Source organism: Bartonella sp. AA81SXKL (assembly GCF_042196945.1).
GTDB lineage: Bacteria > Pseudomonadota > Alphaproteobacteria > Rhizobiales > Rhizobiaceae > Bartonella.
The window spans coordinates 17,152-29,900 of sequence record NZ_JBHIRH010000010.1; the positions used below are offsets into that span (position 1 = coordinate 17,152).

A 12,749-nucleotide genomic window follows, 5' to 3' on the forward strand; every position below is an offset into this window, starting at 1 on the left:
CTATTCATTTTGTGTTATAGCATTTTTACGAGAGTGTGACTTTGCATATCTTTAATATGCTTTTAGGTTGGACTTCTTTTGTTCTTCTTGAGAAATTTAATGAGTTTGTATGTTATTGTTGTAAAATGCGTATCTCAGAGTGATAATTATATTATTTATAATATTTTGATTTATAAAGATATTTTTTAATTTAGGGTGCTGAAATATTTTCAAGGATTTTATGATGAATCCATAAAAAGCATTCCTTTGTCTATTATATGTAAAATTGGCAGGTGGATAATCATTTAAGAAAGGAGTCAATATAATTTGGGGAATTATATTAAGAGGAGAGGATTTACAATATTAGAAATTAGCAAAGACAAAGATGCTACTCAGGCACAATGAGGGCTGTATCCGATGAACTTGATATTATATCCGCTGTCGTTGTGAAATGGGGATGGAAAAAATGAGAGATATCTGAGAAAATTGGTGAATGAGAAACATAATGACGTATTGTTTTTTGAAAGTGTGTTTTCTTTAAATGCATAAATAAAAAGATGAAGTCATGTGTCATCTTCACTTTTTAAAATATGGCTCTGAATGTTTTTGAATATTGTAAAGTTGAATTAAAAGGAAAAGGTAAAATCGGAACTGATTTTTACACGTTCCTACTTTTTATTAGACTGTCTTACCATGAAGATTGCCTAAAAGGCATATGTGAACTCTTGTTTCTCAATTTTGGCATATGTTTTGTCTGCTTACAGAGTGTACACTGTTTCAATATAATATTATCGTAAGGATGTTGATTATATCCGTTCTGGCGGTGATTAGACGGCAGTTAAAGTAGGTGTTCTTAATGCATGTCAACTGACTAAGGGTGTTTTTGACTAACAACGTTAAAGGTGATTTTTCTGTCGTTCTTCAGTTATATTTTTGCAAATTCTTTGTAAAAGCGACAGATTTAGATTGTATTTTCGAGTAATTTTTTTATTCCATATTTACATAAAACACAAAAAATATTAATAAACTCACGATATTAAAACCTAAACGTATTAAATATTTTTCTTTTGGTTAAGTTTTTTGATACGTTATGTATAGATCTTAGTAAGAAGAGGGGGGTTATGGTGGAATTATGGTCAATCTATTTAAAAATCGCTTCTCCTTATGTACTTTTACAACGGCACTTCTTTTTTTGACACACAATGTTGGTGTTTTTGCACGCAATGCTGAATCTCAGGTTATCTCTGGAAGAAAGCAGTCTTCATGTGATCAGAATGCAGCATTTTATCAGTGTTCTGATGGTGGAGCGCACGAAATTAATAATAAAGTTTATTCGTTAATGGATAAAAATGTTAATGGTGTTCATGGAGCCATGGAGGCGTCTAAGGAAGGTACAATTATTCGTGGCAAGAATATAACTGTTAAGGGTATTTTGGATGAAAAGAATAACTCGGAAAACAATTTTTGGAAATATGGAGTAAAGGTATCAGAAGAAGCGGGCGTCTTTCTGAGCGATTCCACGTTGAGTGGGGTTTTAGTGGGGGTGGAAGCTCAAGGTGGATTCATCGTAATGTCTGGTGGATCAATTGATGCAATCAAAGTGGGGGCTTTTGCTGGAGGAAAATCTCAAAGTGGTGTTGATTTAACGAATACGCAAATTAGCCTAGGGAGAGTTGGGGTTAAAGCAGAAGAAAAAGGATATCTTATTTTAGAGGGTGTCTCTATTACCGGCAAGGGGAGTACCGGCAAGGATGATCAAGGGCTGGATGCAGGTCGTCAGGCAGCTTTTCATATATCTGAAGATGGTTATGTTCAGTTTATGAAAGGTTCTGTTGATGTTACTGATGCTCATGGGCTTTTATTGCAGGGAGATAAAGCTCCTCAGATTAATATTGGAGATTCCAATATTACAGTGAAAGGTAATGCATTTTATGGTATACACTTTGAAGGTGTGGCAGCATCAGAAGGTTCGTCAGAGGGAAAATCATTGCGCGTTGATTTGAAAAAGACGCGTTTTGTCGTTCCAGATAGTATAGCTGTTTATAGCAGTAAATCTGGAAAATCTAAAATATTTTTAAAGGAAACAAAGCTTTTTGGGGATTTGTTGCTGAAGGCTGATCGTAACTCTTCTATAGAGGTTGTTGCTGATGCTTCTGCACTTGTCGGTCAAACTCAGGTTGATAACAGTTCTAAAGTCGACCTTATCTTGGGAAATAATTCACAGTGGGCTTTATTGCAACCAAGACAGAAAAAATTACAAGATCCTAATTATAGAGGTGTTTCGTTTATTTCATCGGTACACCTTTCTAATAGTTCCATTACTTTTGAAAAACCAAAGTCCAGTACTGATCATGCATATCAAACGCTTTATATTGGAAAAGGAACAGGTATTGTTTATCAGGCTTTTGGTGATGCTTGGATTCATTTGAATGCACGTTTAAATCCTAGTGATACAAGTGATCATCAAGTAACGGATCGGCTTCTCATTCATGGTGACGTTAAGGGAAGAACTATAGTCCATATACAAGGGGTTGCGGGAGGTTTAGAAGAAAAAAATAAAAAAGCGCATAGTGTTTCAATTATTCAAGTTTATGGAGATGCATCGTATGACTCTTTTCAACTGAATGGGCAGTATGTTGCATTAAATGGCGCGCCTTATAAATATGTTCTTCGTTCTTATGGACCCAAAGCTACTGGAGGGGAGGAGCATGTTAAACAGAGATTTGCTTTGAATGGAGGAGCATTTTGGAATTTTCGTTTAGAAAATGAATATGTTCAGACACCTGCTGTTTCTAAAAGCACTCCTATGGTTTCTAAACGTACACCTCCTGCACGTGCTTCTTTTGAGGATATTGTTCCAGCATCTTCTGAGGAGGTTGTTCCAGCGCCTTCTGAGGAGGTTGTTCCAGCGCCTTCTGAGGAGGTTGTTCCAGCGCCTTCTGAGGAGGTTGTTCCAGTGTCTTTTGCAGATAGTCTTTCTAAAATTGAAAATGTTTCTCCGTCTCGACGAGGTGTAAGATCTGTTGTTCCTCAGGTACCAACTTATCTGCTTTTGCCGAATAGTTTGTTCCACGCTGGTTTGATAGATATTAGCAATCAAAACAAGCAGCTGGAGACAGTACGGACTAATCCTAGTGGAATGTTGGAAATTCGTGAAAATCCTGCTTCATTTTTGCGTGGCTATGGTGGGAGTTATCGTTATGTTTCAGATTTATCTGCGCTTGAATATGGTTATGGGGGGGATCTAGGGTACTATGCGCTAGAGACAGGTGTTTTGCTACAAAAAATTGAAAATGTTGACAGTGCTATATCCTTTGGGGTTATGGGGGCTTATGGAAAGCTTTCTCTACAACCTCGAGATGTTGCACAAAGCCAAAAAAGTACATTTGATAAATGGACTGCTACAGTATATGGCAGTATGCAGCATGATGCAGGATTCTATGTTGATGGTCTTTTATCCTATGGTCTGCTTAAGGGAGATGTTCTGACAACTGCTCGGGGTAAGACTGCAACATTGAAGGGTAACCCTTTAAGTGTTTCCTTAATGGGTGGTCAGAAAATTGCCACAGGATATGAAGGTGTTGTTTTTGATCCACAGGTTCAGGTTGTTTATCAACATCTTCAATTTAATGCGGCTCGTGATATTGATAATTTTAATATTGAGATGGGTAAACTGGATCAATTGATGGTGCGTATGGGTGGTCGTTTGATGAAGACCCTGACTGCGTCTGAAAAAGATCGTGATGTTTCTTTCTATGGCAAGATTCATTTTGCCCATGATTTTGGCAAAGAAAGAGCTGTGCGCTTTAAAGATTCTTTCCAGTTAGGGGCTTTTGGTTCTTCTCTAGAGGCTGGATTAGGTCTTAATGCTCGCTTGTCTCAAAAAGTTGCGTTTCATGGTGATTGGGTTTATCAGCATAAATTGAGCAAAGGTGGTTTTTCTGGGATCAGTTTTTCTGGTGGATTGCGCTATCGTTTTTAGGATGATCATCTTGAGGTAAGTTGTTTAAAAAACCACAAGCATAGCTTGTGGTTTTTTATTATTTGTTTGCAACTTTTTAAGTAAGTTTTTTAAAAAAATGTTTTTTTTGCATGAGCAAGTTTTTTTCTTTTTAGAAACGAGATAAGGCTTTCTGGTTTGCAGTTTTTGCTTCTTATGCTGTTTTTCTTCCTTTAGTGTATTTTTATTAAATTCTCTTGAAATCACCGCTTTAGGGTGGAATTTTTATTTCTATCTATATTTTTACGCGTTTTTATAAATAATACAATTTTAAATTGTGATATTTTGGGATTCTGGCTTTACATAAAATATAAGGTGGATATATAAAATACAAAACGTATTTTAAATTATCACGCGTAACCAAAGTTATTAAACAGAACGCGTGTTTTTTGTTTTTAGAGAAGGGGAAGAAAGTTTGTAGAAAATTATGTTTAAAAATCATCTCTCTTTATGTCATTTTACAACGGTTATTTTTTTCTTTGTATACAATACTGATGCAGGTGAGATTTCTTCTGAGAAGAAGCAATATTCATGTAACGAAAGCGCCTCATTTTATCGCTGTAATGATGGTAAAACGCATGAAATTGCCAAGAAAACTTATCAACTTACGGGTGAAAGTTCTGATGCTGCCATAGAGGCATCAGGGAAAAATACAGTCATTGAGGGAGAGGCTATAATCATTAACGGTGTTTCGAATGCAAATGGCCATTCAGAAACAAACGCTTGGACAACAGCTGTAAAGTCCTCAAATGGGGGAGGCATTGCTCTATTTGATTCCATGTTAAATGATGTGTCGATAGGGGCCGATATTAATGATGAGGGAGCTTTTGAGATGCAGAATGGGGTGATTAAAGCAACCAGAATGGGGATCAGTGTTGGGGGTAAAGGGTCGTTTGTTTCTTTGACCAAGACAGAGATTAAGACATCTTCTGATGCGATAGGTCTTTTGAGTCATAATGGTGCAAAAATTTATATGAAAGGAGGAAAAATTGATTTTGCTGATGATATTGGTGTTCAAACAGGAGGCGATGGAGAAATTAATTTAGAGGGCGTTTCTATTACTGGGAGGGGGAAACAGGGAACAAATACAGATAATCATCGTGAAGGTTCTGCTTTTAGTATGCTTCAGGGGAAAGGCTCTCTTAATTTCCAGAAGGGAAACGTTAATGTCGACAATGTTCATGGCATTGTAGTGCAGGGGAATAACCATAATGCTGCTCATATAAAATATTCCAATGTTTTTGTGAGAGGGAATGGATTTAATGGCATGCACTTTTTTTGGGAAGCTGTCTTAAATGATAAAAAAACAATTATACCTGGAAAAGGGACTGTCCATTTGACAAAGACAACTTTTATGGCTCCAGAAAGTACGGCTATTTATAGCCGCGAATTCGAAAGTTCTGTTAAACTCTTACAAAATTCAAAAATTTCTGGAGATTCACTCCTGAAAGCTGTTGAGCGTTCTAATGTAAAGATTGAGGCTGATGCTTCTACCCTTGTAGGAGGCGCACATGTTGATGAAAGTTCTACAGCTAAGATAGATTTAAAAAATGGTTCAAAGTGGATTTTATCGCGACCAAAATATGACAAATTGCAAAATTCTGATGCTTCTGGTTCTAATTTAGGGGACTATTCCTTCATTTCATCGGTCAATCTTACGGATAGTTCTCTTGTTTTTGAAGAATTAAAATCTAAAACAACAGATGGTTATCAGACACTTCTCATCGGAAAAGGATCTGGGACTGTCTATAAAGCGCATGGTGATGTGAATCTTTATCTTAATGCATATTTGGATCAAGGGGGAGAGCTTGAAAAGCAAAAAACTGACCGGCTTTTAATCAATGGTGATCTTGAAGGAAAAACGACAGTCCATGTGTATAGTGTTCCTGGAAGCTCAGGGGCATTGACGGGAGAGGGCGGTAATAATCAGGGGATTTCCATTATTCAGGTTTATGGAAAAGCCATGGAAGATTCTTTTCAGTTAAATGGGGGGTATGTCACACTTGAAGCCTCTCCCTATCTGTATCATCTTAAGAGTTATGGTCCAAGCTCTTCTTTAGGGGCGGCAGATTCCAATCAAAGAGTGCTTAAAAATTCTGGAACATTTTGGGATTTCCGCCTTGAAAGTAAATTTGTTGATTCCACTAAAGTTTTTCCTGTTCTTGATTTGGTTGTCCCCCCTTCTTCTGATGATATTCCTTCTTTTCCTAAAATTCATCCTAATATTACTGGAGGTGAGGATGGTTCTATTGATTCTAACTCTCAGCAAAAACCTCAGGAGCCAAGTCTTTCTTCTCCTGTAGATTCTCCTGGTAGGGATTCCCATCTTGCGACCACACCTAATGTATCTGATGTTTTTGTGCTTGAGATCCCCAATCCTCTTTCCTCTCTTGCACCTGTTGTTCCCGCTATTGCTGAATCTAATCCAGTTGCTCCACCTGCATCTGGTTCACTTGTTCCGCCATCTGTTTCACCCACCCCTTCTGTTGTTGCCCCAGTTGCATCTGGTTCACCTGTTCCGCCGCATGTTTCACCCACTCCTTCTGTTGTTGCCCCAGTTGCGTCTGGTTCACCTGTTTCGCCGTCTGTTTCACCCACTCCTTCTGTTGTTTCCTCAGTTGCATCTATTTCACCTGTTCCGTCATCTGTTTCACCCACTCCTTCTGTTGTTTCCCCAGTTGCATCTGGTTCACCTGTTCTGTCATCTGTTTCACCCACTCCTTTTGTTGTTACTCCACCTGCGTCTGGTTCTTCTGTTTCGGCATCTGTTTTTGAGCTTTCTTCTCATTTTGAGCCAAATGTGAGAGTCGTTGTTCCACAGGTTTTGACTTATATTCTTGTGCCAAATACCTTATTTTATGCTGGATTGATGGATATCAGTAATCAAAGCAAGCAGTTGCAAGCGCTGCGAACTGTTTCTGGTCGGTTGTTGAAAAATGATGAAAATCCCGCTTTGTTTTTGCGCGGTTACGGTGGACATCATCATTATACTTCAAATTTGTCTGCATTTAAATATGGTGATTATGGCGGTGAGCTTGATTATAATGCACTAGAGGCAGGTATTTTACTCAAGAAAATCGAAAGTGCATACAGTACGACATCTTTTGGGATTATGGGAAATTATGGCAAACTTTCGTTGCAGCCTCGAAAGGTTAAACAAAGTCAAGAAAGTATATTTGATAAATGGACAATCACAGCATATGGAAGCATGCAGCATGATACGGGTCTCTATATGGATGGTCTCTTCTCTTATGGTTTGTTTAATGGAAATGTTCTCACACTTGAGCGAGGTAAAACGGCTGCATTGAGAGGGAAGCCCCTAAGTGTTTCTTTAACTGCTGGTAAAACGTTTATGATAGGCAGCCGATATTTTATTTTTGAACCACAGGTTCAGTTTGTTTATCAAAATCTCCAGTTTCAGAAGACTCGTGATATTAATAATTTTAATATTGATATGCGAAGCCCAGATCATTGGGGGATGCGTATTGGTGGGTATTTAACGAAGACACTTACATTTACTAAAGATAAAGATGCACATGTTCTTTCATTCTATGGTAAGCTTCATTTCATTCGTAGTTTTGATGATAAACAATTTGTATATTTTAAAGATGCCTTCCAGCTTGGTTCCTTTGGGACTTCTTTAGAAGCTGGATTTGGTGTTTTTTCGCAATTATCTCCCAAAATTATTTTTCATAGCGATCTGATTTATCAGCATAAATTTACGAGTGACGGCTTTTCCGGAACGCATTTTTCTGGTGGATTAAGGTATCATTTTTAATTGTATTTTTCTTTAATACATCCTTTGTGAAAGACATAAGCACAAAACATGGTTTTGTTGTGTCATTTTTCTGATTTTTGACTTTACATATAATACAAAACAAATTATATGTAACGGCACATAATAAGAATAATACGTAGATGAACCAGGTGTGTCTTTTCAGTTTTTTATGAAGATAAAATAAAGGAAGTTTAGACTAAATTATGATTAAAGTACTAAAACGCTATGTGTGTGTGTTCTCTTACGACCTCTATTTCTTTCTTCGTGCACAATATAGATGTGAGTGTAGAAGATTATAACCCCTCGTGTAATTCTCTTTTTAAGTCGTATGCGTGTGATACAGTTGATGCTTCTCGTACTTTTGGAAGTCGTAATAAGTTATATATGAGTGGATTGGATAGGAGGGCTACAGGTGTTATTTTTACAATACGAACTCATAACATAGTTATTAAGCCGCAAAAAAGTAAAGGGGAAAAAGGCTTTCAGGAACTGATGGAATTTTAGAATTAAAGAGATCTGAGAAGATTACATCAGCAGTGGTTGTGTCAAAAGATAATAAAGCTTCTTTTAAAAAGAGTTCTATTACAGGAAATGGCGAAAAGAAAAGTGGTAGAAATGCTACGTTATCTCAATCTGTGTTTGGTGTGAAGCAGGGTGGTTCTTTCCTTTGATGAAGGTAAGATTCAGGTTTCTAATGTTCATGGTATAGAGGCAAGTGTCTTGCTCAATGCGATTGAGGATACACATCACACTTTGAGCTTTGGAATAAGGGAGAATATGGAAAAAAATTCTCTACAACCTCAAGATGTTAAAGAAAGCAAAAAAGTACATTTGATAAATAGTCTATTACAGTATATGGCAGCATGCAGCATGATACAGGCTTTTATATAGATGTCCTTTTTTCCTATGGTTTATTTAAAGGGGATGTTCTGACGCAAGCGAGAGGCAAGACAGCAACATTGAAGGAAACGCCTTTGAGTGCTTCATTGATTGCGGGCAAGTCATTTATGACAGGGCATAAAGGGGTTATTTTTGATCCGCAGGTTTAGGTTATTTATCAAAATGTGCGGTTTGATAAGGCGTCTGATATTGATGGTTTTGATATTGAGATGGGAAAACTTGATTTGTGGGTGATGCGTGTTGGTGGTCTTTAAGAAAGATGCTTGCTGCTTTTGAAGAGGCTCTTGTTGTTTCTTTCAATTGCGAGCTTTAGCTTGCCATTAGTTTTAGAGGAAAACAACGTGTGCGGTTTGGAGATGAATTCCAATAAGGGCTTTTGGCTCTTCTCTAGAAACTGGAATGAGATTGAAGGCTCAGTTGTCTTCAAACTTTGCTTTGCATGGAGATGTAACTTATCAGCATTGCCTTAGAAAAGGTGGTTTTTCAGGGATTATTTTTTCAGGCGGTTTATACTATCGTTTTTAGGTGCCTATGAAATATAGAGTAATTTTTACATAAGTTATAGAGTGTTTTATGAAGTATAAAGTGATTATTTAAGTTTTATAATTGCTATTGTTAGTGTGTTTAACTTAATGTTATGGGGAATATTTTTTTATTTTTAACTAACAGGGGGAGAAGGAAAAATTGGGAATAGAATTATGGTTAATGTATTAAGGGGTTATAGATTTTTATTTATTACAACGGCTATTGTTTCTTTTTTGCCAATCGTGAGTGTGAATGCAGATTTTAATAATTTTGAAACTCTCTGTGATCCAAACGCTCAGTTTTATAAATGCAATGATGGTAAAAAACATACAATTGAAAATAAAACTTATCATTTAAAAAATTTTTCGAGAGTTCCTTCTGATTCTGCTCCTATTGCTGCTTTATATATAGAAGAACAAGGTACAGTTGTTGATGCATCTCAGATAACTGTTACGGGCGATAATTCGCGTCAAGGAACTGTATATGGTGCATATCTAAAACGTAATGCGCGTCTTAATTTAAAAAATGCAAATTTTAAGGATGTACTTGCGCTTCATGCGCAAAATTCAGTTATTAGCATGACAGATGGGGCGATTACAGGGACTTCTCGCGTTATGTATGCATTTGGAATAGGAACGGATATTGCTTTAGTGCGTGTAAATATTGAGCTTAAACCAAATGAATTCAATAGTACACAAGAATTAAATAGTACCCAAGAAATGGGGCTGGTTAGTAGTTTTAGTTCAAAGATTAGGATGTCAGGCAGTACCGTAACTTTTAATGAGATTGGTGGGTTTTCAGCACAGTTTGGGGGACAATATACTTTTGATAATACTGTCATTAAGGGAAGAGGGAAACAAGAGACTGTTATAGTAGATGAGAAAAATGTTGATAAATTACTGGGAGCTTTTGAGGTATCTCAAGGTAGTGATGTTCAATTGAGTGGTGGTTCTGTAGAACTTACAGGCATGCATGGCTTTTTGATTAAAAATCTTACAGGTTATACAGATGATAATGGTAAATTAATTAATAAATTTAATCATTTGTATGAGTTTCAAAAGACAAATATTAAGGTTAAAAAGACAAAAATTTCTGTTCAGGGGAAAGGAGCATATGGTCTGTATTTTTATGGGTTAAGTCCAGATGTATGGGTTGATTTGGTAAGGTATAATATGTCGTCTTCAGCGCTTTCGAGCGCGCGAGGAATTACTATAGGAACAGCATCTGTTCATTTGTCAGAGACAAATTTTGCGGTTCCGGATGGTATTGCCATTTATAGTGCCGGATATAGTGCTGGAGATCGTGTTTATGGAGCTCGAGCTAAGGTTAGGTTAGAAAAGACAAAAATCTCCAGCGATTTGTTTTTAAAAGCTGAAAATAATTCTTATCTTCTCGTTGAAGCAAATTCCTCTACACTTACAGGAGGTTCTCGTACCAAGGATGCCTCTGATATTTATTTACATTTAAAGAATGGTTCTCAATGGTATCTTACCAAAAGCAAATATCAAAATCCGCAGGAACCAGATGCTACGGTTTCATCGCTTTCAGGTGTGGATCTTGAGGATAGTACAATTGTTTTTGATCACTATCAATCTACTGGTTATCAAACGCTGTACATTGGAAAAAAAAGTGGTGTAAACAAGTTAGATGAGGAGGAGTACATATATGGTGCAGATGGTAATGTTCAGATTAAGATGAGCACGTTTCTCAATAATGATGGTTCATTTGATTCTGAACAAACGGATCGTATTTTGATCTATGGGAATGTCTTGGGAACCACGCTTATTGGGATAGAAGAACTTTTAAAAACTTCAGATAAAGAAGCAGGCAATAAAAGGAGTCAAAGTATTTCACTTATTCAAGTTGCTGGGACGGCAGAGGAAAGTTCTTTTAAGTTAAACAATAGTTATACTACGGTTAATGGATTTCCTTATCAGTATAAACTTCGTGGCTATGGTCCAAGCTCTTCTTCTGGAAATGCAGACCCAAAGAATAGATTGGTTGCTGGAGAAGGGGATTTTTGGGATTTTCGTCTCGAAAGTGTTTACATTGGTCCTGAATTAGATTCTTCTGAAACTGCTTCTAAGCCAACGTCTACAGTTTTACCTCCTCAATCTGAAGAAGAGACGGTTCCTTCTAAACGACCAACAGAGACTATTTCACCTGAACAACCCCCTTCTGTTGAGCCTCCACTTATACCATCTACACCTTCTTTGCCTGAAGGTTCTAAACCGTCTGAAACATTAATCCCTACGGATTCGACGCTTACTCCTTCTGCATCAGCTCCGCCTGAGCTTCCTTCTGTACCAACAGTTCCAGAGGCTCCTTCTGCTGTGCAACCTATGCCTGTACCGTTTGTTCCAGTTGAAGATTCTACTAATGATGTTCTGCCATCTGAGCCCTCTGCTCCGGAGGACACTTCATCTCTGGATACTGTTTCTCCTCCTTCTGTCCCTGTCGAACCAAAGCCTTCTGAGTCCTCTGATCCTTTAGATCCTTCATCTAATCTCTCTATACCGCTTGATGTTCAGTCTAATCTCCAAATTAGAGCGGTTGTTCCACAGGTTCCAACTTATCTTCTTTTGCCAAATGCCTTATTTCATGCTGGTTTAGTGGATATGACCACGCAAAATAAGTCGTTTGAGACAATACGGAATGCTTTTCATTCCTCTTGGAAAGATGATAAAAAGACAGCCTTTTTTCTGCGTGCTTATGGGGGGAGCCATCATTATGCTTCCAATTTATCTGCTTTTGAATATGGCTATGGTGCTGAGCTCGATTATAATGCATTTCAAGCAGGTGTTTTGTTAAACGAGATTGAGAGTTTATATGGTCGTACATTCTTTGGAGTTTTGGGAAACTATGGAAACCTTTCTCTACACCCTCAGGATGTTGAACAAAGCAAAAAAAGCGCATTTAATAAATGGTCTGTTGGGGCTTATGGAAATTTGCAGCATGATACCGGTTTTTATATAGATGGGGTGGTATCGTATGGTCTTTTTAAGGGTGATGTTTTGACCCTTGCACGGGGTAAGGTTGTGGCGTTAAAGGGTAAACAGTTTAGCGGTTCTTTAACGAGTGGTAGAACGTTTGCAACAGGGTATAAAGGTGTTGTTTTTGATCCGCAGATTCAGGTTGTTTATCAGCATCTTCAGTTTAATCAGGCGCGTGATATTGATAACCTTGAGGTGGATTTAGGAAAATTTCATCAATGGGTGGGGCGTGTTGGTGGGCGTTTAAGCAAGACGCTTAATGCTTCTGAAGAGGGACGTGAAGTTTCTTTTTATAGTAAGCTTTCTTATTTGCATAGTTTTGAAGATAAGCAATTCGTTTCTTTTAAAAACGATTTTCAGTTAGGTTCCTTTGGTTCTTCTTTGGAAGCAGGGGTTGGGTTTAATGCCCGTCTCTCATCAAAACTTTCTCTTCGTGGAGATGTCACTTATCAGCATAGATTTAAGAAAATTGGTTTTTCTGGAACGAGTTTCTCTGCTGGATTGCGCCACCTTTTTTAGCGATACATAAACTATATAGTAACTTATATATAAGTATATATTGTTATATTAAGTA

The 12,749-nt window shown here is 37.4% G+C and carries 5 protein-coding genes and 1 pseudogene; 5 read left to right on the forward strand and 1 reads right to left on the reverse strand.

Going from position 1 to position 12,749, the window contains the following annotated elements; all coding sequences use genetic code 11:
- The first annotated feature begins 1,111 nt into the window (after nucleotides 1-1,111).
- Complete coding sequence (locus ACFINZ_RS06165) at nucleotides 1,112-3,961, forward strand: autotransporter outer membrane beta-barrel domain-containing protein (protein WP_375701235.1); 2,850 nt, start codon at nucleotides 1,112-1,114, stop codon at nucleotides 3,959-3,961.
- A 24-nt stretch (nucleotides 3,962-3,985) separates the two neighbouring features.
- On the opposite strand, the gene ACFINZ_RS06170 is transcribed toward ACFINZ_RS06165, so the two are convergent.
- A complete protein-coding gene (locus ACFINZ_RS06170) occupies nucleotides 3,986-4,186 on the reverse strand; it encodes a hypothetical protein (RefSeq protein WP_375701236.1) in 201 nt (66 codons plus the stop codon).
- Between the two features lie 220 nt (nucleotides 4,187-4,406).
- Here ACFINZ_RS06170 and ACFINZ_RS06175 point away from each other — a divergent pair, with 220 nt between their 5' ends.
- The 4 genes and pseudogenes from ACFINZ_RS06175 to ACFINZ_RS06190 all read left to right on the forward strand — a co-directional run bounded on the left by ACFINZ_RS06175 (nucleotide 4,407) and on the right by ACFINZ_RS06190 (nucleotide 12,694).
- On the forward strand, nucleotides 4,407-7,757 hold the full coding sequence (locus ACFINZ_RS06175; RefSeq protein ID WP_375701237.1) for an autotransporter outer membrane beta-barrel domain-containing protein: 3,351 nt from the start codon (nucleotides 4,407-4,409) through the stop codon (nucleotides 7,755-7,757).
- A gap of 542 nt (nucleotides 7,758-8,299) precedes the next feature.
- Entirely contained in the window at nucleotides 8,300-8,428 is a 129-nt protein-coding gene (locus ACFINZ_RS06180; protein WP_375634810.1) for a hypothetical protein, read from the forward strand.
- 28 nt (nucleotides 8,429-8,456) lie between these two features.
- Nucleotides 8,457-9,182: pseudogene (locus ACFINZ_RS06185) on the forward strand (autotransporter outer membrane beta-barrel domain-containing protein); the annotation flags it as partial.
- A gap of 173 nt (nucleotides 9,183-9,355) precedes the next feature.
- Nucleotides 9,356-12,694 carry an autotransporter outer membrane beta-barrel domain-containing protein gene (locus ACFINZ_RS06190; protein WP_375701238.1) on the forward strand — a complete coding sequence of 1,113 codons (3,339 nt, stop codon included), beginning with the start codon at nucleotides 9,356-9,358 and terminating at the stop codon, nucleotides 12,692-12,694.
- Nucleotides 12,695-12,749: the final 55 nt, after the last annotated feature.